We start from the raw sequence: 23,600 nt of genomic DNA on the forward strand, positions 1-23,600 counted from the left end.
CCCTGTCCAGAAGACGGAGTGAGGTGAGCCGGCGCCACAAGCGTCGAGCACGGACAAAATCTCAAGGGGTGGCCGACGGGCCGCCCTTTTTTATTGCCTGCGAAATAAGTCTCGTGACTGATAATCTGCTGCAGAACCGCCCCAGGCTTTTTCAGTCTTAGGTACAGGCCCCAATCCGCAGTGAGGAATAGCATGAAGTCGCGCATCTGGCGTTTGGCAGGTGTTGGTGTGTTGTGCGTGAGCGTCAGCGCGCAAGTGCTCGCCGATGAGCGGGACGAAAGACTGCAGGGAGCACCTTCCGGCGGGCAGCGTGAGCATGCCCCCGAAGGGCGTGGCGAGGGCCATCAGGGCGGTCCGGCGAACTCGCCTGAACGTGCGCAACCTGCCCCGCAGCAACCGCGTCCGCAGAATGAGATCATTCGTGGCGATAACAGCCGGCAGTTCGAACACAACGGCCAGAATCCGGGTGGGCAGTGGCAGAACCGTCCCCAGCATGATCCCAATCAGCAGGGGCGACCGGCTCCTCAGCAGCCGCAGCCGGCGCCAGGGCTGCCCATCCAGAGCCGTCCCGATACCGTGCGCCAGACCCAGGAACCCCTGCGCGGCTACTACCAGGACATTCCCCGGCGCAATGACTACAACCCGCATTGGCAGGCCGGTGGTCCAGGCTCGCGTCCCGACCATGGTCGCCCCGACGACTATCGCTGGCCGGGCCGTCCCGACGGGCATGGCAACGGCTGGGGGCCAGGTCCGCAGTATCGCCCGGGTTACGTGATTGACCGTTTCCCCGAGCGCAATTACCGGGTGCTTTACCGTGGCCAGGATTACTTTTTCTCGGGGGGCTATTGGTATCGTCCACAAGGTCCACGGTATGTGGTGGTGCGCCCGCCTTATGGGATTCGAGTGGCCTACCTGCCTGACTACGCGCGTGAAGTGTGGATCGGCAGCGCGCTGTTTTTCCTCGCTGCCGGGGCTTATTACACCTATGAAGCCAACACCCAGCAGTATGTTGTGGTCGAACCGCCCGTGGGTGTGCCGCCGCCGGACCAGCAGCCGGCTGGCAATGGCTATGATGTGCTGGCGTACCCGGTCAACGGCCAGTCGCCACAGCAGATCGATCAGGATCGCTACGACTGCTATCGCTGGGCGGTGCAGCAGAGTGGCTTCGATCCGGCCAGCGCAACCTATCAGCCGGCCCCGCAAGTGGTGCAGGCCTACCGTCAGGCCCAGGGCAACTGCCTGAGCTCGCGGGGCTACCAGGTCACTTACTGAGCCCTGGCGGTGTCGACCACTTCCTGCGGATCGGCGTGTACCAGTACCTCGGCCCGTGGATAGGCCTGGTGGATCGCGTCGGCGGCCCGATCGCTGATGGCGTGGGCCACCGACAGGCTCAGGTCGCCGGGCAGTTCCAGATGCAGTTGGACGAACCAGTGGCTGCCGGAAATCCGCGTGCGCAAGTCATGGGCGCCCAGCACGCCGGGCACACTGCAGGCCAGTTCCAGCATGTGTTGGCTGACATCGGCGGGCAGTTCCTCGTCCATCAGCACCGAGAAACTTTCCCGGGCGATCTGGATCGCGCTCCAGAGAATGTAGACGGCGATCCCCAGGCCGAACCAGGCATCCACCTGATGCCAGCCGAAGGCCGCCAGTACCAGGGCCAGGAGGATGCTGCCATTGAGCAGCAGGTCGGAGCGGTAGTGCAGGGAGTCGGCCCGTACCGCGTTGGAGCCGGTTTCGCGGATCACCCGATGCTGCAGGATCAATAGCGCCATGGTCAGCACCAACGACAGCCCGATCACCCCGATGCTCAGCCAGGGTGCGCCTACCGGTTCCGGGTGCTGCAGGCGTTCGAACGCTTGAAAGGCAATCAGCACCGCACTGCCGGCGATGAACAGCGCCTGGGCCATGCCCGCCAGGGACTCCGCCTTGCCGTGGCCGTAGCGGTGATCATCATCGGCCGGGCGCAGGGCGTAATGCACCGCCAACAGATTGAGCAGCGAGGTGAAGCCGTCGAGCACCGAGTCGGTCAGCCCCGCCAGCATGCTCACCGAGCCACTGAGCCACCAGGCGATGGCCTTGGTCACAATCAGGATGCCTGCCACCGTAACCGAGGCGCGGGTGGCCAGGCGCAGGAGGCGAGCGTGTTCCGGGTTGCCAATCATCGGCGGCGGGTTCCTTGAAGGTGGGGTCAGGCTGCAGGCTGCAGGCCGTACAAGGCCAATTGCTGCACGCTGCCCTTGTGCTGGATCAGGCGCGGATCATCCAGAGGGAAGCTGCCCCCCAGTTCGCTTTCCAGAATGGCCTGCAGTTTGCGGTTGTCGACTTTACCGTCGGCGCCAATGGCCTGCTGGAGTTTTTCCGGCGCGATTTGCGCGGTCTTGCCCGGCTCCAGGTAGATCGCCCCGGTGGCGAAGTCGACGCCAAAGGCGATCAGCCCCGGAATGACATAGAACAGCAGGCCCACGGCATCGAGCACCACCACCACTGGATCGATCTTGCCGTCGATCTGGCCGCGGCGGTCGGGAAAGAAGATCGAGCCACAGGCCGTGAGTTGGGTCAGCAGAGTGGTCACCAGAACGCCGCCAATGACACGGTGGGGAATACGCATGGATATCTCCTGGTAAATATGCAGACAAAGCGAAATGGAGCGGGGCATTGAGTCTTGTCGATCAGCACTCAGACCATGATTAACCCCAGGCAGTTCGCCGTTATACTCGCGCCTCTGTTTTGGAGCCAGCATGAATTCTTTGCCAATTGATGAAGTTTTGCCTGCATTGCGCGAGGCCCTGGCGGCGCGCCATGAAGCGGTGCTCGAAGCCCCGCCCGGTGCCGGCAAGACCACCCGTGTGCCCCTGGCGCTTCTGGATCAGGACTGGCTGGCCGGACAGACCATCCTCATGCTCGAACCCCGGCGCCTGGCGGCCCGGGCTGCGGCGGAGCGCCTGGCCAGCGAACTGGGGGAGAAAGTCGGTGAAACCGTGGGCTACCGCATCCGCCTGGAGAGCAAGGTCGGCCCGCGGACCCGTATCGAAGTGGTCACCGAAGGCATCCTCACCCGACGCCTGCAGGACGACCCGGCCCTGGAAGGGGTTGGCCTGCTGATCTTCGATGAGTTTCACGAGCGCAGCCTGGATGCCGACCTGGCCCTGGCCTTGAGCCTCAATGGCCGGGAGCTGTTTCGTGACGAGCAGCCCCTGAAGATTCTGTTGATGTCGGCGACCCTGGAGGGCGAACGTCTTTCCACGCTGCTGGGCGATGCGCCGATCCTGCGCAGTGAGGGGCGCATGTTCCCGGTGACCCAGCGCTGGGGTCGGCCGTTCCAGCCCGGCGAGTTCATCGAGCCGCGGGTGGTGCAGACCGTGCTTGAAGCCATCAACGATGAAAGCGGCAGCCTGCTGGTGTTTCTCCCAGGCCAGGCCGAGATTCGGCGAGTGCATCAGCAGTTGGCCGAGTCCTTGGGACAGCGCAGTGAGATTCTGCTCTGTCCACTGCATGGCGAGCTGGACCTGGCCGCCCAGCGCGCGGCCATCGATCCGGCCCCGGCGGGGCGGCGTAAAGTGGTATTGGCCACCAATATCGCCGAAACCAGCCTGACCATTAACGGCGTGCGGGTGGTGGTGGACGCCGGGCTGGCCCGAGTGCCGCGCTTCGATCCCGGCAGCGGCATGACCCGCCTCGACACCCAGCGTATCTCCCGGGCCAGCGCCACCCAGCGCGCCGGCCGGGCCGGGCGCCTGGAGCCTGGCGTGTGCTATCGCTTGTGGTCGGCGGATCAGCAGGAACAACTGGCGGCCTATGCCGGCGCGGAGATCCTTCAGGCCGACCTGGCCGGTCTGGCCCTGCAACTGGCGCGCTGGGGCGTGACCCCGAATCAGCTGGCCTGGCTGGACCCGCCTCCCAGCGCCGCTTATGCACAGGCCCAGGACCTGTTGCAGCGCCTGGGAGCGCTCAACGATGACGGCACACTGACCCGCCACGGTCAGGCCATGGCCGAGTTGCCGGCCCATCCGCGCATTGCCCACTTGCTGTTGCGCGGCCAGTCCCTGGGGCTGGCGCAGATGGCCTGCGACGTCGCGGCCCTGCTGGGGGAACGGGACATTTTGCGCGGGGCCGGCGCCGACCTGCACAGTCGCCTGGTGCTGCTTTCCGGGGAGGAGCGCGCGGCCCGTGGTGCCCAGGGTGGTGTCCAGCGTGCGCGGCAACTGGCGCGGCAGTACCGTGGCTACCTGCGAGGGCAGCCCGAGGCAGCGGTCGCCGATCCCGAGCATCCGCGCTGGCTTGGTGCCTTGCTGGCCCTGGCCTACCCCGATCGGGTGGCCCAGCAGCGCCGTCCCGGTGGTGCCGAGTATCGACTGGCCAACGGCCGTGCGGCGCTGTTCAGCGAAACCGACAACCTGATGAAGCAGCCCTGGCTGGTGATCGCCGACCTGGGCAGCCGCCAGGGCCAGCGTGAGGAGCGCATCTACCTGGCAGCGGATTTTGATCCGACCCTGTTCGATACGGTGCTGGCAGAGCAGGTGCGCAACGTCGACCAGCTGGATTGGGACGAGCGCGAAGGCGTGCTGCGGGCCGAGCGTCAACGCAAGGTTGGTGAGCTGGTACTCAGCCGTGAACCGCTCACCGGCCTGGACGAGTCAGCCCGTAGCCAGGCCCTGGTCAATCTGGTGCGGCGCAAGGGCCTGGAGCTGCTGCCCTGGACCCCGGAGCTGCGCCAGTGGCAGGCTCGGGTGACCTTGCTGCGGCAGCTGGATCTGGCGGACAAGGGCGAGAGCCAATGGCCGGATGTCAGTGATGGCGCCTTGCTCGCAGGGCTGGAGCAGTGGCTACAGCCCTACCTGGGCAAGGTGTCGCGACTGAGTCACTTTGCCAACCTGGAGCTGGCCAGCATTGTCCACAACCTTTTGCCCTGGCCGCTGCCCCAGCGCCTGGACGAGCTGGCTCCGCATCATCTGACGGTACCTTCGGGTTCCTCGATCCGTCTGGACTACAGTGAGCAGCCGCCGATTCTGGCGGTGCGCCTGCAGGAGCTGTTTGGGCTGTCGGACACGCCGCGGATTGCCGGTGGCCGCCAAGTGGTCAAGTTGCACCTGCTGTCGCCGGCGCGGCGTCCGGTGCAGGTCACCCAGGATCTGGCGAACTTCTGGCGCAGCACTTACGCCGAGGTGAAGAAGGATCTCAAGGGCCGTTATCCCAAGCATTACTGGCCGGACGATCCGCTGATTGCCGAGGCTACGGCGCGGATCAAACCCCGCAAGTAAAGCGGGGTTACAACGCCGGCAACAGGAACCGGGCAAGCACCGGCAGGTGGTCGGAGATGCGCTGGGTGTCGTCCTGGCGTACTCGGGATTCAACCCGCTTCAGTCGTGGGCTGTAGAACAGGTAGTCCACCGTGCGATCCGGGCCGTCGAGGCTCGGGTCGTTGGGGTAGTGGGTCAGCCAGCGAGCACGGTCGACCCCACTGGCCTGGGTGTTGCTGGGGATCATCGGGTACTTGTCCCACAGCAGGTGCAGCGGGCTGTCAGCGTTGTAGGGCGCGCGCTGTTCTTCGCTCAGGCGTTGGTACTGGCTCAGGGGCAGCAGGTTGAAATCGCCGCCAATCAGCCAGGGGGTGCCGCGGCTCTCCAGTTTGTCCAGAACCTTGGCAATGGCCGTCACCTGCTTGTGCTGAGTGTCGTCGGCGCGCTGTGCACGTTCCAGATGGGTGTTCAGCACCACCAGTTGGCCGCCATCGCTCAGGGGCAGGTAGCTCAGCAGCAGGGCGTCCTTGGGCTGGAACTGCCGGCTGATGAGCGGGTGCGGGGCAACCGGCAGTTGCAAGCGTTCGGCGTGATCGATGCGGTAGCGGCTGAGGGTCGCCAGTTGTCGGCCGACGCTGCCGAAAATGTGCGGCGAGGGCACGAAGTCCGCCTTCCAGTCGTAAGCCTGGGTGCTGCAGGGGTAGAGGTCGGCGAGCCGCTCCTGCAGGAGTTTGAGTTGATCCTGGTAGGCGCTGGCCTTGGCGCCGTTGTCCACTTCCTGCAGCAGCACCAGGTCCGGCTGTTCGTCGCGGATGACCCGGGCCACTTCGTCGAGGCTGAAGGCCATGTCTTCCAGGGTCGGACGTTCGTCCTCGCCCCGGGCCTGGTCGTTCCAGAACACGTAGCGCTTGCCCGCCAGGTACTGCAGGTTCCAGGTCATCACCTTGAGTGCCTGGCCCGGCACCAGCGGCGTGGCCTGGGCGCTGCAACTGACCGTCAGGGTTTCCTTGGGCAGAGGGCGCCAGGTCAGGCTGTAGATCAGGCCGGCCAGTACCAGGCCGATCAGGAGCAGGCTCAACAGGGTGATGCGCAGTAGACGGGTCATCGGCTCGGCTTATGGCGTTGCAGGATGGGCCGGAGCATAACCGAGTGCGCGGCGCTCACCCAAGGGGTAGAGCGGCCGCAAGGTGAATCAGCGGTTGTCCGTTGGCTCGTTGATGAGCATGAACAGGCGGAACAGCACCACGCTGGTGAACAGCTGCAGGAAGCTGTAAGCGCTGTCGATGGCCAGGGACAGGATCGGGTTGTGCGGATCGGGATAGGCGGTTTCGCTCGCCCCTTTGAGCAGCCACAACGGGGCCATGACCGCCAGGATGCACAACAGGATGCGCAGGAAGTGCCCGCGGCTCAGACGCAGGCTTTCCTTGATGGCCGCCAGGGGCGCCAGGCCCTTGAGCACCAGCAGGTACTCGGCGAAGGCCAGCACCACCATCAGCCACAGCCCCGGCAGCAAATACAGCGACAGCCCGAGAAGAATCAGCAGCGTGCTGACCGCCGTCAGCACGGCGAAGCGCGGCCACAGGCTCAGGGCCATGGCCCAAAGATCACGGTTGCGAGGCGATTCCCCCCGGGTGCGGGCGTCGAGAAACAGGATCAGCGCGCCGGTGTACAGCGGATAGAGCAAGAGCCCCACCACCACGCTGGAGCCGGGAAAGGCATTCTCGCCCAGGGCGCTGCTGACGCCTTGTTGCAGCAGCGCTTCGAGAATCACCAGGGGCAGGCACAGTTGGGCGATGCGGCCGAAGTTGCGTTGGAAAAAATAGAAAGAGTCGCGCAGAACATCTAACGGAGTCATTGATGGGGATCGCAGTTGACCAAGCGGTTGAACACTTTAACCGAAGCTGGCTCCTCGGGAGCAAACGTAAACCTTGAGTAAAGACCATTGAAAGTCGTCGCCCCAACCCCATAACTGGTGCGTACCGCGGCCCTGTGGGGGCACGGACCAGATTTTTACCGGCAATCTAAAGAGGTCGCCATGAACAGCGAAGAGCAAACCCTGATCGATGGACTGTTTTCACGGTTGCAACAAGCCGAGACGGACTCAGCTCCACGTGACGCCCAGGCCGAAGCGCGGATCAAGGAACACCTGATCCGCCAGCCTGCGGCCGGGTATTTCATGACCCAGGCGATCCTGGTGCAGGAGGCTGCCCTGAAAAGCCTCGATGAGCAGAACAAACAATTGAACCAGCAAGTGCAGCAGTTGCAGGCCGAACTGCAACAGGCTCGCTCCCAGGCCCGCGCTGCAGCTCCGGCGGCCAGTGGCGGCTTTCTGTCGAGCATCTTCGGCGGTTCCCGCGAGTCGCAACCGGCTCCCGCGCAGGCCCCGAGTGTGGCGCCATCCTCCGGCGGTGGCTGGCGTGAGCCGTCGCGCTCTTCCTTTGGCGCGCCACCGCAGCAGAATTTCGGTGCCCCGCAGCAGAACTATGCGCCGCAACCGGCACCGGCTGCCGGCAGCAGCTTCCTCGGTGGGGCCTTGAAAACCGCAGCCGGCGTGGCCGGCGGGGTGATGCTGGCCCAGGGCATCAGCAGCCTGTTCCACAGCAACCAGCAGCCTCAGGAAGTCGTCGAAGTCATCAAGGAAGAACCGGCACCGGCCAGCGACAACAGTGGCTGGGGCAATGACGATCAGCGGCTGGCCAACAACGACTCCTGGGGCAACAGCGACCAGGGCGGCTTCAGCAACGCCGATTACGGCAACGACGACAGTTCGTTCTTCTCCGACGACGATTCCTTCGTCTGAGGCTCCGTCGGTCCGGGGCAGGCACCTGCCCCGGACCGATTATTCGCGGAACATTCCTTGTGACTGGCATACTGGGCGACTTTTCGGGTCTTGAGCCCCGTTCCAGCCCCTGCGCTGCTGCGCCATGAGGATTAGCGGTGAAGAAAATCGCGGTGTTCGCCGACGTCCAGAACCTCTATTACACCGTCCGCCAGGCCTATGGTTGTCACTTCAACTACGCGGCGCTGTGGGCGGATATCAGTAAGCAAGGGCAGATCGTCGAAGCCTATGCCTATGCCATCGATCGCGGTGACAGCAAGCAGCAGCAGTTTCAGCAGATCCTGCGCAACCTGGGCTTCACGGTAAAACTCAAACCCTACATTCAGCGCAGCGATGGCTCGGCCAAGGGCGACTGGGACGTGGGCATCACCATCGACATCATGGACGCCGCCGCCCAGGTCGAGGAAGTGGTGCTGGCCTCCGGCGACGGCGACTTCGACCTGCTGCTCGAGCGCATCATCCACAAGCATGGGGTCAGCGCGGTGGCTTATGGCGTGCCGGGTCTGACTGCCAATTCGCTGATTCGCGCCGCTACCCGCTATGTGCCGATCGAAGGCGCCTTGCTGCTGAAAAGCTGATCATTTTTTATACGGAGCTGCACAGGTTTGGAACGTATTGCCGTCATCGACTTTGAAACCACCGGAATCTCCCCGAGCAGCAGTTGCCGGGCCACGGAAATCGCCGTGGTGATTCTTGAGCAGGGGCGCATCGTCGAGCGTTACCAGAGCCTGATGAATGCCGGCGTGCGGGTGCCGGGCTTTATCGAACAACTGACCGGCATCAGCAACGCCATGCTGCGCAGCGCCCCGCCAGCGGATCAGGTGATGAACGAGGTCAACGAGTTTGTCGGCACCACGCCGTTGCTGGCCCACAACGCGGCCTTCGACCAGAAGTTCTGGGATTTCGAACTGGGGCGGATCAAGCGCACCCGCTTGCAGAATTTCGCCTGTTCCCTGCTGCTGGCCCGGCGCCTGATGCCGGCGGCGCCGAACCACAAGCTGGGCACCCTGACCTCATTCGCCGGCTTGCCCCACACCGGTCAGGCGCACCGGGCCATGGCCGATGCGGAAATGGCCGCCAACCTGGTGGCGCATCTGGCGAGCGAGCTGCGGCACACCCATGGCGTGCGTGAGCTGTCCCACGACTTTCTCTGCAAGCTGCAGAAAGTCCCGGCGGCCAAGATCCCCGAGCACCTCAAACGTCAGCGCGGGGGCTGAGCCCAGGCTCCGGATTCATTTGCCGTTGCTTTCCAGTTGCCCCAGGGGCACCCGCCGTTCGATGGCGCTGGACAGCACGATGGAAGTCTTGCTGAAACCGAACTGGGCCACGCGATTGATCAGTTCCTCCAGCTCCGGCATCGAGCCCACGGCAGCCTGCATGATCACGCAAGGATCTCCCGTCACCCGATGACACTCGGTGAGCTGGGGGATCTTGATCAGTTCGTCATAGTTCTTCTGGTTGCCATGCTGGGCCAGGCGCAGTTCGATCACGCACTGGATCGGCAGCCCCACCTTGGCCATGTCGACCTTGGCCTGATAACCGGTGATCACGCCGCTGGCCTCCAGCTTGGCCACGCGCTCGGCCACTGCCGGCGCCGAGAGGTTGACCTTGCGCGCCAGCTCGGCGTAACTCGCCCGGCCATTTTCCAGCAGGCTGGCCAGGAGCAAGCGATCGTATTTGTCCATGGAAGGCCTCTAATAGGTACGACTTTCGAAAGCACGGCATATAGCCCGGAACTCCATGTTTTGGAAAGTGTACTGCCGTTATAAACACTTTTTGTAACTTAAGTTCCCCGGGTCACCTTTCTAGAATAGTTCTCCCCCTGCCTGCTCCGAGCTGCCCCCATGCCTGGCCAAAGCCGTTTTCCCTTGCCGTTGATTGCCGCCTTTTTTGCCCTGTACGTGATCTGGGGGTCGACCTATCTGGTGATCCGCATCGGCGTCGAGTACTGGCCACCGTTGATGCTCGGCGGTGTGCGTTTCATCATCGCCGGCAGCTTGATGTATGCCTTCCTGCGCTGGCGCGGGGTTCCGGCACCGACCTGGGCGCAATGGAAGGCCGCGGGGATCATCGGCGTGTTGCTGCTAAGTTGCGGCAACGGTGCGGTGACGCTGGCCGAACACTCTGGGGTGACCTCTGGAGTGGCGGCCCTGGCGGTGGCCACGGTGCCTTTGTTCACCTTGCTCTGCGGCTATTTCTGGGGTGCACGCAACACGCGTCTGGAGTGGGCCGGGATCATCCTCGGGATGATCGGTATCGGCATGCTCAACCTGGGTTCCAACCTGCAATCCAGCCCGCTGGGTGCGGCCTTGCTGCTCTTCGCCGCTGCGGCCTGGGCCTTCGGTTCAGTGTGGAGCAGGCACCTGCCGCTGCCCCAGGGGGCCATGGCCAGCGCTGCGGAAATGCTCGTCGGTGGCGTGGTGCTGATGATCGGCAGCGTCTTGAGCGGCGAGCATCTGGACGCCATGCCGCCCCTGGAAGGCTGGTTGGCCCTGGCCTATCTGGCCGGCTTCGGGTCGATCATCGCCTTCAACGCCTACATGTACCTGCTCAAGCACGTGCGGCCGGCCGCGGCCACTAGCTATGCCTACGTCAATCCGGCGGTGGCGGTGCTGCTGGGGATCGTCTTTGTCGGTGAAACCATCGGCATCGAGGAGGGCCTGGCCATGCTGGTGATCATCAGCGCGGTGGTGCTGATCGGCCTGCCCCAGTGGCGCAAGCCGAAAGCCGCTCCTCAGCAAGAGGTTGTCTGATCAGCCTGCCGGTGGTTGGCCGGCAAGCTTCTGATCCAGAAAGTCGCCGATCAGCTTTGCCACCTGCCGGTGGATGCCCTGGCGATCACCGGCATCGCCATCGCGGCAGATAATCTCATCCCCAGGCGCCTCTTCCTTGAGCAGGGCCACGGCGCCTGGCTTGCAGACTTGCATGAAGCTGAAGTGGCTGGCATTGGCCAGGACCTCATAGCGCGAAGGCGGGGACGCCAGATGGGCGTTCAGATAGCCCGACTCTTCTTCCACGGGCATGTCCGCGATGTTCACTCCGGCCCCCAGGACCAGAACCGGTGTGTGCAGTGTCGACAAACTTTCGGGGGTAAAGCCGCGGGCGAACCCCAGGTCCAGCGCAACGACGGCCTTGACTCGCGGGTCCCGCAGATCGGTGCTCAGCGGGCCCTGATTGTGCGCGGTGATTCCCAGTTCCGGAGCTATGTGGCAAAGGCGTGGATTGGGATGCAGCCGGCATTCCTCCAGGTAACGTTCCGGGCTGTAGCGGGCGCCGGCCAGCGCGGTGACCGTCCAGCCGCCCAGGGAGTGGCCGATGGCGGCGATGCGCTGCGGGTTGATCGTGCCGGCCAGGGTGTTATCGCGGGTGAGCCTGTCGATGACCCGGCTCAGGTCACGCGGGCGCTCCCAGAGCTTGGCGGCTTCCGCGGGGCGCTGGTCGAATGTGGTGGTGCCCGGATGGTCGGGAGCCGCGACTATATAGCCTTGGTCCACCAGGCTCGATACCAGCCAGCTGAGATTGCGCCAGTTGCCGCGATAGCCATGGGATAGCACCACAAGCGGATGGGCAGAGCCGCTAGGGGAGGCATTCTTGATGGTCGCTACACCCTGAAAAATTGGGTTTTCAGCCGATGGCAGGAGGGGGACGGTGGCCGTGGTGGGGTACCAGAGGGCGACATGCAGGGGGCGCTGCTGACTGGCGTCCGCCAGCGTCACTTCACGAAAGCCGATGAGTTCGGCGGCCTGCACCTGGGACAGGCACAGGGAAAGGGAAAGGCCCGCTAGCATCCATGCGGACAGGGCAGATTTGCGCATTCGGATCTCCATTGGCAAAGCATCGGTGTTCTGCCAGTGGGGGCGCGCCTTGGAGGAGTCGACGGCGTTCAGCGGCAGAGGGCGGACGGCGACTGATGGCAGTCGCCGCCCATCCTTTTACCTGAAGTGGCCGGGAAAGGGTGACCGGATTGCGGAGCAAGCGGTCACGCCTCAGGCATCAGTTACAGGCGCCGGCGTCGCGCCAGACCTTGCCACTGCCTTCGCCACCGACAGTGGCAGCAGACGGCTCGTTGCCTTTGGTCCACCAGCGGGCGATGTAGTAGCGGCCGTTGTGGCTGACCTTGTCGTTGGCCAGGTAGGTACCTTGACGGCTCCAGGCGCCCAGGCAACCGGCTGGCGTTTCCACGCTGTCGGCCAGCACGGTCACGCTATGGTCGCGGCTGACCGTGTGGCTGCCGTTGCCCAGGTTCAGGGTGAAGCGGTAGCTGGTGTCCTTGTCGCTCTTGGGCGCGACAAAGGTCAGTTTCGACCCTGAGGCCTGGAAGGCGATGCTGGGCGTCACGGTCCATTGGTAGCTCAGCGCCAGACCGGCCGGATCGCTGGAGCCTGCGGCATCCAGGGTCACCGTTTCACCGCCCTTGGCCTGGCTGACGCCGGCGATGCTCGCCACCGGCGGCTTGACCGGCGCCGGCTTCTCGGCCAGGACCTTGACCTGATGGGTGCGGGTGGCGCTGTGCTTGCCGTTGTTCACCGTCAGGTTGACGTTGTAGGTGACATCCTGCTCGGCCTTCGGGGCGACGAACTTCATCAGGTCGCCAGCGGCTTCAAAGGCGACGCTAGGGTTGACGCTCCAGCTGTAGCTGAGCTTCAGGCCCGCCGGGTCACTGGACCCGCTGGCGTTGAGGTAGACCGTTTCGCCCGGCTTGGCCTGGCTGGTACCGCCGATCACGGCCACCGGCGGTTTGACTTCCTCCACCGGTGGCTCGACCGGTTCCTCACCCTCGCTCTGGCACGGGCCCAGGTCCCGCCAGACCTTGCCGGCGCCGTCTGGGCCGGTGGTGCTGGCCAGGCCCGGCTCGGCGCCGGAGGTCCACCAGCGAGCCTGGTACTGACGACCTTTCCACTGCACCACATCGTTGCCGACGTAAGTGCCTCTGAGCGTCCATTCCGGTTTGCAACTGGCGGTGCCGGCCTTGCCCTTGATCAGCATCTCGTGGGTCCGGGTGCTGCTCTGCTTGCCGTTGCTCAGGGTCAGGGTGAAACGGTAGCGGGTGTCTTCCTGCAGCTCGGGCGCGGTGAAGCTGATGCGCGCGCCGTCGTAGTCGAAGTCCAGGCGCGGCGAGGCTTCCCAGGCGAAGCTCAGGGCATTGCCCTGGGGATCGCTGGAGGCCGAGGCATCGAGGACGATCCTGTCCCCGGCGTTGGCTTCGGTCTTGCCGCTGATCACCGCCACCGGAGGTTCACCGGCATTCACGGGCTTGAGGGACGCGGCCTTGACCTCGTTGTCGGCGCTGAATTCGCCGTCGGCCAGCAGGGTCCAGCCGCCGTTGACGCTGCTGCTGCCATAGACCTGATAGCCCTTGATGTTGCCGCTCAGGCCGGCGTCCTGGCGCGGCAGGTAGTGCAGTTGCGAGAAACGGCTGTCGGCTCCCAGGTCGATCAGTATTTCATGGGGGTAGCGCGCACCCGCCGCCGTGCTCCAGTAGGAGTTGGGGTTGCCGTCGATGGCGTGGTTGCCGACCGCTGCGCCAGGCACCGCGCTGCTGGTGGACATGACCTTCCAGCTATTGCGGGGCAGGGCCTTGCCCTTGGCATCCACCAGCAGCAGTTCGGCGACGCTGGCGTTGTCCTTGCCGTCCACCGCGGAGGTGGCGACGAATTTCAGGTAGCGGCCCTGGGCCGTGTCCTGGGTCAGGCCATAGGCGTGGCCTTCAAGCACCTGGTCCTGGGTGGCGCGGTGGTCGGTGTTGACCGCGAGGTACCAGCGTCCCGGCTGCGGGTTGTTGACCCCCAGGGAGACGTTGTGGCTGCGTGCCGAGCGATAGTCGTAGCTCGAGCCGCTGGGCTGGGCGCCGCGCTTGAGCAGCAACTGGATCTGGCCGGCCTTCTCGGTAAGTTCGCCGTCCACCACGGTGAATACCAGGCGCCGGGTGCCTTCGGGCACATCCACCGGGAAGTAGCGCGTCTGGCCGCTGGCCAGGCTGACTTTCTGGTTGAGGATCGAGGTGCTTTGCTCCTGTTCGAGCGGAATCACGGAAGGGCTGTAGGCCGACATCAGCGCCGCGTTTTCCCGCCAGACCCGGGCCATGTTGGCGGTTGTCGCGTTGCCCAGCGGCACGCCGCGGCTGTCCTTGACGTCCGGGTTGGAGAAATAGCCCACATGGTTGCCGCAGAGGATAGTGCCGACCCGACCGTTGTTGTAACCGAAGCGGTAGTGGCTGCCATCGGAGCAGTGGCTACCGCCGATGTTGTGGGCCAGTTCGTGGCGGAACACGGTGGACGATTTGATGGAGTTGATGGTGTAGCGCCCGGGTCGCTGGCCCCAACCCACAGCGGTGTTCTCCCCGGGGATGCCAACGACGAAGCTGGCTACCACGTCCGGGCTGTAGCGGCGCATGCCTTCGGCGAAGACGTTGCGCACCTGATTCAGGTTGGGGCTGGTGATGGCGACATCCTTTGGCACAACTTGAGTGCCCACCAGGCGCAGGCGCACGCCCTGCACCTTGGACTGTTGCAAGGCGCGGTTGACCGAGGCCACCTGGACCAGGGCGTAGGCTTCGTGGTCACCGATGTAGTCGGCGGCGGCCTGGGAGAACCCGGCCAGCAAGTCGATCACGGTTTCGCCCTGGACGTTGCGGTCGACCTGGAAACTGCGCAGGCCGCTGCGTGATTCCTTCTGGGCTGGCGGCTCGCTGCCGTCATTGGCGATGTAGTCGACGCTCGACGGGTCAAAGGCCGCCCCGGGGTCGAGGTGGATCAACGACTGCTGGCCGTTGGCGTCGCCGCGAATGATCGCATTGGCGTCCGGCAACAGGGCGAGAAAGCTGCCGTCGGGACGCGCGGCGAGGGTCATCTCTCCGGGGGCGCTGAGGGTACGGGCACGTCCTTCCAGCTGGCCGGTCATGACCCGCAGATCCTTGAAGGTATCGTCCTGTTGCGGGACCAGGCTGCGGATGCGCATCCCGGTGACCTGTTGCAGCTGTTCGGTGCCGGTTTCGGCCGCGCCGAATGGCATGGCCCTGGCACCGGGCATCGGCAGGTTGATGAAGTGACCCTGGGTCACCGTCGCGCCCTGAGTCGCATCGGGAGTGGGCTGGCCGACATCGGCCTGCACCATGCCCAGGGGCAAGAGCAGGGCGGCGCCCAGGCTGGCGCCCCAAAGGCGGGTAGCGCGGGACAAGGCAGTCAATCTGAAGCTCGACATAACTATTCCTGGAAAGTCTCGGCGCGGTGCGAAACCTGGCGAACAGGACCGCTAAAGCGTCCGCGCTGAGAAGGTGGATAAGGAGTTTTGCCGGCGGAGGGCATCATAGGCAGGGGCGCTCCGGGCGTACATCGAACAGGGGGCTTTTCGTACCGGTCCTAGGTGCCTGGCAGGATCGCCGGAGTGGGTGGGGCGGAGCGTCCAGGCCGCTAAACAACAGCATGGGTGCGGTGCCACAGAGAGGTTGGCGAGGTCACGCAGGCAGCGGCCGCAGGAGCCGTCGCCTGTGCTGGGGGAAGGGGGCTGGTTGCCGGGGGCGTGAAGCCCCCGGCGGCTGTCAGTGACAGGGGCCGAGGTCGTTCCAGACCTTGCCGCTGAAGTCCGGCCCGGTGAACGCCGGGTTGCCCGGCTCCTGGCCTTGGGTCCACCAGCGGGCGAGGAAGAAGCGCCCGTTGTGGCTGACTTTCTGACCGCCCAGGTAGGCCTTGCTGCGATTCCAGGCAGCTGTGCAGCCGGGCGCCGTTTGCGGTGGGGCGAGGACCGTGACGCTGTGCTCGGCGGTGGCGGTTTTCTGGCCGTTGTCCACGCTCAGGGTGAAGCGGTAGCGGGTGTCCTGCTTGAGCTGCGGGGCGTTGAAGCTGACGCTTGCGCCGTCATGGCTGAAGTCCAGTGCCGGCGTGACTTGCCAGGCAAAGCTCAAGGCTTTGCCTTGTGGGTCGCTGGAGCCCGAGGCATCCAGCAGCACCCGTTCACCGGCGTTGGCCTGGCTACGACCGCTGATTACGGCGACAGGTGGCAGGCTGGCCTCGACTGGCTTGAGGGCAACGGACTTGACCTCGTTGTCGGCACTGAACTCGCCTTTGGCCAGCAGCGCCCAGGCGCTGGTCGGGCTGTCGCCGCCATACACTTCGTAGCCCTTGATGTTGCCGGCGGCATCGTTGTTTTGCCGCGGCAGGTAGTTCAAGGAGGAGAAGCCCCGCTCTGCTCCGAGGTCGATGATGATCTCGTGGGGATAGCGGGCGCTGCCCGAACTCCAGTACGAGCTCGGTTTGCCATCGACGAACCACAGGCTGTTGTCGATGCCGGAGGTCTTGCCGTTGACCGAGTGGACGCGCCAGCCGCTTCTTGGCAGCGGCTTGCCCTTGGCGTCGGCCAGCAGCAGTTCGGCGATGCTGGCGACGTTGCTGCCGTTGATCGACGACGTGGCGACAAAGCGCAGGTAGCGAGCCTGGCTGGTTTCCCGGGTCTTGGCGAAGACATGGCCTTCGAGCAACTGGTCGCTGGCGCTCTTGTTCTTCTCGGCTCGTACCCCGACGTACCAGCGTCCGGGCTTGGGATGATTGACCCCCAGGGCGACGCCATGGTTTTCCAGGGAGCGGTAGTCATAGTCGCTGGCGCTGGGGCGGGCGCCGTGCTTGAGCAGCAGTTGCACCTTGCCCGCGCGTTCATGGCGCGGGCCGTGGTTGATCGACAACGCCAGGCGCTCGGTGCCCTCGGGAATGTCCAGAGCCTCGTAGTGGATCGCGTCCCGTCGCAGGTCGATGGATTTGCTCAGCAGCGGTTGGGCTTCCTCGTGATCCATGGGAATCACCGCCGGGCTGTAGGCGGACATGCGCTGGGCGCCTTCACGCCACAGGCGGGCCATGTTGGCGGTGCCCAGCTGGCCCAGGGGCACGCCCAGGTTGTCCCTGACCTCCGGGTTGGAGTAGTAGCCCACGTGGTTGCCACACAGGATCGTGCCCACCCGGCCGTTGTGGTAGCCGAAACGGTCGCTGCTGCCGTCCGAGCAATGATCGCCGCCGATGTTGTGCCCCACCTCGTGGCGGAAGGTGGTGGGGGACTTGATGTTGTTGATCGAGTAGCGGCCGTTGATATTGCCCCAGCCGAGCATGGTGTCGACCCCCGGGGTGCCGACGAAGAACCCGGTCACCAGGTCGGGGCTGTATTGCCGCATGCCCTCGGCGAACAGGGTACTGACCTTGCGCATGGTGCCGTCGGGGCCGGAGGTGATCGGGTGATCCTCGGCAATCACCTGGGTGCCCACCAGGCGCAGGCGTACCCCTTCGATCTGTGACTGGCGCAAGGCATGGTTGACCGAGGCGACCTGGGCCAGGGCGTAGGCTTCGTGGTCGCCGATGTAGTCGGCGGCGGCCTGGGAGAAACCGGCCAGCAGATCGATGACGGTTTCGCCCTGGGCGTTGCGGTCGACCTGAAAGCTGCGCTGGCCGTTGCGAGTCTGCAGCAGGTTGGGCTCCTGGGCTTGCTCGGACTGCACATAGTCGATGTTGCCGGGCGCATGGGAGTGCCTGGTTTCGGCGGGGATCAGCGTCTGCTGGCCATTGGCATCGCCGCGAATGGTGGCATTGGGTAGCAGGGCAATGAAGCTGCCGTCGCTGCGGGCAGTGACGATGACATTGCTTTCACCGAATGCCAGGCGAGCGGGGCCCTGGGCCCGGCCCACCAGGACCTTGATGTCCTTGAAGCGATCGTCCTGATCCAGGCGCAGGGCGCCGATGCTCAGTCCGGTGGCCTGGGTCAGGCGCTCGGTACTGGCGGCAGGCGCGTTGCGCAGCCTGGGATCGGGGTTCAAGGCCTGGATGTCGATGAACGGGCCGCTGATCACCGCGGCGCTGGCAACGGCAGATGTGGCGGGTGATGTCTCGTCGGCCAGGGCCGGGTTGGCCAAGGGCATGAGCAGGACGGCACCCAGGCCGGCTGCGCGGATGGCGTCGGCCAGGGAAAGGGGAGGCAATGTGCGGTGGGGCATAACCACTCCAGGAAAGGCACAGCGCAGTGCGAAACCTGTTTGGGGAATCGTTGAGTAACAGGCGCTGATGAGGTGTGTTTGGGAGGTTTGCCGGCGCGATGAATCTTATGAATCGACCTGTTGCTTGTACATGTCCGCCAGGCCTTTTCGGTCATGTACGAGACGGTGGGTGGCCGGAGATGCCAAGCGGCGGTCGGGAAAGCAAGCGCGCAAAAGTGCGGTAAACTGCCGGCCATTGCCTCCCTGTGCTGACTTTTTCCTACGGTACCCCCAATGACATTCGCCACTCTTGGCCTGATCGACCCCTTGCTGCGCGCCCTTGAAACCCTCGGCTACCAGACCCCGACCCCGGTACAGGCACAAGCCATTCCGGCGGTGCTGGGCGGTCGTGACCTGATGGCGGCGGCCCAGACCGGCACCGGCAAGACTGCCGGTTTTGCCTTGCCGCTGCTGCAGTTGCTGACCATGGAAGGGCCGAAGGTCGACAGCAACTCGGTGCGCGCGCTGATCCTGGTGCCGACCCGGGAGCTGGCCGAACAGGTCCACGAAAGCGTGCGTCAGTACGCCGAGCACCTGCCGCTGCGCACCTACGCGGTGTACGGCGGGGTCAGCATCAACCCGCAGATGATGAAACTGCGCAAAGGTATCGATCTGCTGGTGGCGACCCCGGGGCGTCTGCTGGACCTGTTCCGCCAGAACGCGGTGAAGTTCAGCCAGTTGCAGACCCTGGTGCTGGATGAGGCCGACCGCATGCTGGATCTGGGCTTCTCCGAGGAGCTCAAGAGCATCTATGCCGCGCTGCCGAAGAAGCGCCAGACCCTGCTGTTCTCCGCCACGTTCTCCGACGCCATCCGCCAACTGGCCGGGCAGATGCTCAACGACCCGCTGAGCATCGAGGTCAGTCCGCGCAATGTGGCCGCCAACACGGTCAAGCAATGGGTGGTGCCGGTGGACAAGAAGCGCAAGCCGGAGCTGTTCAGCCACCTGCTGCGCAAGAACCGCTGGAAGCAGGTGCTGGTGTTCGCCAAGACCCGCAACGGCGTGGATGCGCTGGTGGAAAAGCTTCAGGGCCAGGGCGTGAACGCCGACGGCATCCATGGCGACAAGCCCCAGGCCACGCGCCAGCGCGCCCTGGACCGGTTCAAGGCCAGCGAGATCCAGATCCTGGTGGCCACCGACGTGGCGGCCCGTGGCCTGGACATCGAAGACCTGCCGCTGGTGGTCAACTTCGACCTGCCGATCGTCGCTGAGGACTACATCCACCGCATCGGTCGTACCGGCCGTGCCGGCTCTACCGGTGAGGCGATTTCCCTGGTGTGTGCCGACGAAGTCAACCTGCTGTCGGCAATCGAGATGCTCACTCGCCAGACCTTGAAGCGCCATGAAGAGCAGGATTTCGAGCCCGAGCACCGGGTACCGGAAACCGACGCCAGCGGTCAGGTGGTGAAAAAACCGAAAAAGCCCAAGAAACCGAAAACGTCCGGCGGTGGCGGCAAGCGCAACCTGGGCAAGTGGGTGGACAGTGGTGAAGTGGCCGAAGCCCCGGCGGTGAAACCGGTACGCAAGGTCCCGGCGTTCAACACCGGGCCACGCAAGCGCAAGCCTTGATCTGAATTGTGCTGACCTCTTCGCCGGCCAGTCGGCTCCTACAATCCCCCGTAGGAGCCGGCTGGCCGGCGAAGCTATTTATGGCCGGTGTTGCAGCCACTCCAGCATTCCCAGCCCGGCCCGACGGCCGCTGGCAAAGCAGGCGGTCAGCAGATAACCGCCGGTGGGGGCTTCCCAGTCGAGCATTTCCCCGGCGCAGAACACCCCGGGCAGTTGCTCCAGCATCAGTCTTTCATCCAGCGCTTCGAAGGCGACGCCGCCGGCGCTGCTGATGGCTTCGTCCAGGGGCCGTGGGCGTACCAGGGTCAAGGGCAGTGCCTTGATCGCCGCCGCCAGGCGCGCCGGATCGTTGAAGGTGTCGGCGCCCGTCAGCTCCCGCAGCAACCCCGCTTTCACCCCCTCGATCCCCAACTGACTCTGCAGGTGCTTGGCCATGGAGCGCGAGCCACGCGGCTTGGCCAGGGCGGCCTGGACCTTGTCCCGAGGCTTGCCCGGCAGCAGGTCGATATGAATGGTGGCTTGCCCGTGTTGGTGGATGCTGTCGCGGATCGGCGCCGACAGGGCATAGATCAGACTGCCTTCGATACCGCTGGCAGTGATCACGCATTCCCCCAGCCGGGGGATGTCGTCATTGAGGCCAATGGCCACGTTCTTCAGCGGCGCCCCGGCGAATTTGCTGCGCAGCAACTCGCTCCAGGCACTGACCTCGAACCCGCAATTGCTTGGTTGCAAGGGGGCTACCTGCACTCCGCGCTGTTGCAGCAGGGGCAGCCACGCTCCATCGGAACCCAGGCGCGACCAACTGCCACCGCCCAGTGCCAGCAGGGTGGCATCGGCCTCTACCGCGCGCTCGCCTTCGGGGTGCCGGATGCGCAGGCTGCCGTCGGCATTCCAGCCCAGCCAGCGGTGCCGGGTGTGGATAACCACCCCGGCGTCGCGCAGGCGCTTGAGCCAGGCGCGCAGCAGCGGCGCGGCTTTCATGTCGGTGGGGAAGACCCGTCCCGAGCTGCCGACGAAGGTGTCGATACCCAGGCCGTGAATCCACTGGCACAAGGCCTCGGCGCCGAACTCGCGCAGCAGCGGGGCGATATGCGGGGCTCGCTCGGCATAGCGCGAGAGGAAGGCCGGGTAGGCTTCGGAGTGGGTGATGTTCATGCCACCGACCCCGGCCAGGAGGAACTTGCGGCCCACCGATGGCATGCCGTCGTACAGATCGACCCGAACGCCGGCCTGGCTCAGTACCTCGGCAGCCATCAGGCCGGCGGGACCGCCGCCGATGATCGCGACGTGGGAAGTAGGGGAGGGGGACATCAAAAAGCCTAGAAAATGGGAGGGGTGGTTATTGTAAGCACTGCTCGGGAACAGCAGTTGCTGGATGAGTTGCCGGCCATTGGTACAACGTCATGACCGGCAGTAACCAAGTCCTTGACTAAACCTGCACGAACCCCGTAAACGCATGAAGCAGTCGCGCCGGCCAGTGCAGTCTTCATCTAAAACTACCGGTACCCATCTGGGTTATTCGACTGCCAACGCCAAGTATCCTCCATCATCTCCTTCAACCCGAGCTCCGCCTTCCAGCCCAGATCCTGAAGTGCCTTGGACGGGTCTGACCAGCATTGCGCAATGTCGCCTTGGCGACGTGGGGAGAACGTGTGGGGAATGCTGCAGCCAGAGGCGTCCTCGAAGGCCTGGATCATCTCCAGTACTGAGTAACCCACCCCAGTCCCGAGGTTCCAGGCATTTATACCGGTGTGCTGGGAAATGTAGTTCACGGCTGCTACGTGCCCTTTGGCAAGATCAACGACATGAATGTAGTCCCGAACACCGGTGCCATCGGGGGTCGGATAGTCGTTGCCATAGATGGAAAGCCTTTCGAGTTTTCCCACTGCGACACGGCTTATGTAGGGCAGTAGATTTTCCGGCAGGCCGTTGGGGTCCTCGCCCAGAAGTCCACTCTGATGTGCGCCCACCGGATTGAAGTAGCGCAGCAGGGCAACTGACCAGCGTGGATCGGCAGTTGCCATATCCTGCAGCATCTTTTCGACCATTAACTTGGAGGTGCCATAGGGGTTGGTAGGTGTTCCCAGCGGGCAGCTCTCGACAATCGGTATCTGCACCGGGTCGCCGTACACTGTGGCGGAGGAACTGAACACCAGGCGGTAGACGCCTGCGGTGGCCATGGCCTGGCACAAGGTGATGCTGCCACTCACGTTGTTCTGATAGTAGGACAAGGGCTGCTTTACGCTCTCACCGACGGCTTTCAGGCCAGCGAAGTGCAGTACCACATCAATCTCGTGCTGGGTAAAAATACGGTCAAGGATGGCGCGGTCGCAAACATCACCTTGAACAAATACAGGGGTGCTACCGGTAATTTGTTGCACGCGCTGTAGCGAGAGCATGGAACTATTGCACAGGTTATCCAGAACCACCGCCTCGTGGCCTGCTTGAAGCAATTCCAGCAATGTGTGTGAACCGATATACCCTGCACCGCCAGTTATTAAGAACCGCATAGTTATGAGCCTGTTTCAAGTGAGTGCTGACAGTCCGGCCGCAGTATTATCTGGATCTGATGGTGGATTTTGAAAAATGATACAGCACTGCCAATAGGTTTTTAACGCTTTCATTCTGACAACATAATAAAATTTGCTCGCGTCAAGCCCGATGTCCAGTGCGCTTGTCAGATCGCGAGATCTTGCTTTTGATCACTCGCAAACGTGGTCCCCTCACACAAGTACACGGTGATGTCCCGGAAAAAGCGCTCGACCATGTTCATCCAAGAGCTGAACGTCGGGGGGGGATGCACTTGGAAGTGTTTATGTTTTTCCAGCGACGCTTTCATATTGGGATGTTTGTGGGGGGGGTAGTTGTCGGTAATCAAATGCAGTTGTAGATGCTTGGGTATTTCTCAATTGATCTTCTTGAGAAACTTCCAGCCACTGTTGATGCCGATGTTGATATTCAATATTCCTAATCAAATGCCCCTGAAGTGAGTCCAGGCCGTGAACAGCGTGGCGGAGCCATGACGCACATAATCGTGCGACTGCATGATGCTTCGGCAACTCCATCGAGCTTTACCGATGCGAGGTTGAGTGACTGGCTCAAGGACGCGACGCACAGCTTCGCGGGGCAGAAAAGGTTTACGGCCCCACCTGGCTTATCGAGCAAACCGTTATCTGGCAACGAGTGTGGGCGTCGAAAAACGCCAGGGAGGTGTGTCGCTACCCTGATCAAAAAACAGACACCGCTCTACAAGCCTTGCAGAGCAAGGGATCTAGCGCCTTTCACTCAGGTTATCCACAGGCAGCTCCACAGGTATTGGGGGTAAGCGATCCACAACAACATGACCGTCTGGTGACATTGATCAAAAAACAGGCGATAGCCTTGAAGCCCCGTAGAGCAAGGGCTGTAGAGGCTTTCTCCCAGGTTATCCACAAGCGGCTCCACAGTGGATGTGGGTAAGGCCGCAAGGGCTCAGTAGCAGCCTGACGACTCCCAGACGCGTTGTGCGCTGTGGTGGAGGATGCCGTGGCGTCGGGCCAGGGCCTGGCGGTCCTTGCTGTAGCCACCGCCGATCACGCCGACCACCGGGATGTCGCGGCCCAGGCAGTGGCTCATGACCCGCTCGTCACGCTCGGCCAGGCCGGCATCGGTGAGCTTGAGGTAGCCCAGGGCATCGTCCTGGTGCACGTCGACCCCGGCGTCGTAGAGCACTAGATCCGGCTGATACAGGGGCAGCAGGTAGTTGAGAGCGTCGTCCACCACCTTGAGGTAGTCGGCGTCGCCCATGCCCATGGGCAGCGGGATATCCCAGTCGCTCTGGGCCTTGCGTGCGGGGAAGTTCTTTTCACAGTGCAACGAGACGGTCACCGCGTCGGGGGTATGTTGCAGGATCCGAGCGGTGCCATCGCCCTGATGCACGTCACAGTCGAAGATCAAAACCCGCCCCACC

General features: G+C 63.9%; 17 protein-coding genes and 2 pseudogenes. 7 read left to right on the plus strand and 12 right to left on the minus strand.

Features of this window, described 5'->3' with window-relative positions; genetic code table 11:
- The first annotated feature begins 192 nt into the window (after positions 1-192).
- Entirely contained in the window at positions 193-1,272 is a 1,080-nt protein-coding gene (locus J5M73_RS19695; RefSeq protein ID WP_207816023.1) for a DUF6515 family protein, read from the plus strand.
- Here J5M73_RS19695 and J5M73_RS19700 read toward each other — a convergent pair.
- Both J5M73_RS19700 and J5M73_RS19705 read right to left on the minus strand, forming a co-directional pair.
- Positions 1,266-2,162 carry a cation diffusion facilitator family transporter gene (locus J5M73_RS19700; protein ID WP_207816025.1) on the minus strand — a complete coding sequence of 299 codons (897 nt, stop codon included), beginning with the start codon at positions 2,160-2,162 and terminating at the stop codon, positions 1,266-1,268. The genes J5M73_RS19695 and J5M73_RS19700 overlap by 7 nt on opposite strands.
- A 26-nt stretch (positions 2,163-2,188) precedes the next feature.
- Positions 2,189-2,608, minus strand: a complete 420-nt coding sequence (locus tag J5M73_RS19705; RefSeq protein ID WP_102865373.1) for a polyribonucleotide nucleotidyltransferase — start codon at positions 2,606-2,608, stop codon at positions 2,189-2,191.
- 130 nt (positions 2,609-2,738) lie between these two features.
- Here J5M73_RS19705 and hrpB point away from each other — a divergent pair, with 130 nt between their 5' ends.
- The gene (gene hrpB, locus J5M73_RS19710) at positions 2,739-5,258 is read left to right on the plus strand and encodes an ATP-dependent helicase HrpB (protein WP_110596238.1); all 2,520 of its coding nucleotides are present in this window, start codon (positions 2,739-2,741) and stop codon (positions 5,256-5,258) included.
- A 7-nt stretch (positions 5,259-5,265) separates the two neighbouring features.
- Here hrpB and J5M73_RS19715 read toward each other — a convergent pair whose 3' ends face one another.
- A complete protein-coding gene (locus J5M73_RS19715) occupies positions 5,266-6,342 on the minus strand; it encodes an endonuclease/exonuclease/phosphatase family protein (RefSeq protein ID WP_102865375.1) in 1,077 nt (358 codons plus the stop codon).
- An 87-nt stretch (positions 6,343-6,429) separates the two neighbouring features.
- Positions 6,430-7,092, minus strand: a complete 663-nt coding sequence (locus tag J5M73_RS19720) for a YciC family protein (RefSeq protein WP_102865376.1) — start codon at positions 7,090-7,092, stop codon at positions 6,430-6,432.
- Positions 7,093-7,272: 180 nt separating this feature from the next.
- On the opposite strand from J5M73_RS19720, the gene J5M73_RS19725 reads away from it, so the two are divergent.
- From J5M73_RS19725 to J5M73_RS19735, 3 genes are all read left to right on the plus strand, one after another.
- On the plus strand, positions 7,273-8,037 hold the full coding sequence (locus J5M73_RS19725; protein WP_207816027.1) for a DUF2076 domain-containing protein: 765 nt from the start codon (positions 7,273-7,275) through the stop codon (positions 8,035-8,037).
- A gap of 137 nt (positions 8,038-8,174) precedes the next feature.
- On the plus strand, positions 8,175-8,654 hold the full coding sequence (locus J5M73_RS19730) for an NYN domain-containing protein (RefSeq protein ID WP_207816029.1): 480 nt from the start codon (positions 8,175-8,177) through the stop codon (positions 8,652-8,654).
- Positions 8,655-8,681: 27 nt separating this feature from the next.
- Entirely contained in the window at positions 8,682-9,293 is a 612-nt protein-coding gene (locus tag J5M73_RS19735) for a 3'-5' exonuclease (RefSeq protein WP_207816031.1), read from the plus strand.
- 15 nt (positions 9,294-9,308) lie between these two features.
- On the opposite strand, the gene J5M73_RS19740 is transcribed toward J5M73_RS19735, so the two are convergent.
- Positions 9,309-9,761 (minus strand): Lrp/AsnC family transcriptional regulator, encoded by a 453-nt coding sequence (locus J5M73_RS19740; RefSeq protein ID WP_060841229.1) that lies wholly within the window; start codon positions 9,759-9,761, stop codon positions 9,309-9,311.
- A gap of 159 nt (positions 9,762-9,920) precedes the next feature.
- Here J5M73_RS19740 and yedA point away from each other — a divergent pair, with 159 nt between their 5' ends.
- Positions 9,921-10,829 (plus strand): drug/metabolite exporter YedA, encoded by a 909-nt coding sequence (gene yedA, locus J5M73_RS19745; RefSeq protein ID WP_102865379.1) that lies wholly within the window; start codon positions 9,921-9,923, stop codon positions 10,827-10,829.
- Here the strand turns inward: yedA and J5M73_RS19750 are convergent, their stop codons facing one another.
- From J5M73_RS19750 to J5M73_RS19760, 3 genes are all read right to left on the minus strand, one after another.
- A complete protein-coding gene (locus tag J5M73_RS19750; RefSeq protein WP_243433864.1) occupies positions 10,830-11,891 on the minus strand; it encodes an alpha/beta fold hydrolase in 1,062 nt (353 codons plus the stop codon). It lies immediately after the preceding gene.
- Between the two features lie 178 nt (positions 11,892-12,069).
- Positions 12,070-15,276 (minus strand): discoidin domain-containing protein, encoded by a 3,207-nt coding sequence (locus tag J5M73_RS19755; protein WP_207816039.1) that lies wholly within the window; start codon positions 15,274-15,276, stop codon positions 12,070-12,072.
- A 337-nt stretch (positions 15,277-15,613) separates the two neighbouring features.
- Positions 15,614-18,043, minus strand: coding sequence for a discoidin domain-containing protein (locus tag J5M73_RS19760; protein WP_207166607.1), 2,430 nt, complete (start codon positions 18,041-18,043; stop codon positions 15,614-15,616).
- A gap of 273 nt (positions 18,044-18,316) precedes the next feature.
- Between J5M73_RS19760 and J5M73_RS19765 the strand changes: the two genes are divergently transcribed.
- Complete coding sequence (locus J5M73_RS19765) at positions 18,317-19,651, plus strand: DEAD/DEAH box helicase (RefSeq protein WP_207166606.1); 1,335 nt, start codon at positions 18,317-18,319, stop codon at positions 19,649-19,651.
- 78 nt (positions 19,652-19,729) lie between these two features.
- Here the strand turns inward: J5M73_RS19765 and J5M73_RS19770 are convergent, their stop codons facing one another.
- From J5M73_RS19770 to J5M73_RS19785, 4 genes and pseudogenes are all read right to left on the minus strand, one after another.
- Entirely contained in the window at positions 19,730-20,962 is a 1,233-nt protein-coding gene (locus J5M73_RS19770; protein ID WP_102865384.1) for a TIGR03862 family flavoprotein, read from the minus strand.
- 185 nt (positions 20,963-21,147) lie between these two features.
- Complete coding sequence (galE, locus tag J5M73_RS19775) at positions 21,148-22,161, minus strand: UDP-glucose 4-epimerase GalE (protein ID WP_102865385.1); 1,014 nt, start codon at positions 22,159-22,161, stop codon at positions 21,148-21,150.
- Positions 22,162-22,355: 194 nt separating this feature from the next.
- Positions 22,356-22,819 (minus strand): annotated as a pseudogene (locus tag J5M73_RS19780) (transposase); the annotation flags it as partial.
- A gap of 303 nt (positions 22,820-23,122) precedes the next feature.
- Positions 23,123-23,600 (minus strand): annotated as a pseudogene (locus J5M73_RS19785) (histone deacetylase); the annotation flags it as partial.

Origin of the sequence: Pseudomonas sp. 50_B (assembly GCF_017491625.1) — a bacterium.
Classification (GTDB): Bacteria; Pseudomonadota; Gammaproteobacteria; order Pseudomonadales; family Pseudomonadaceae; genus Aquipseudomonas; species Aquipseudomonas danubii.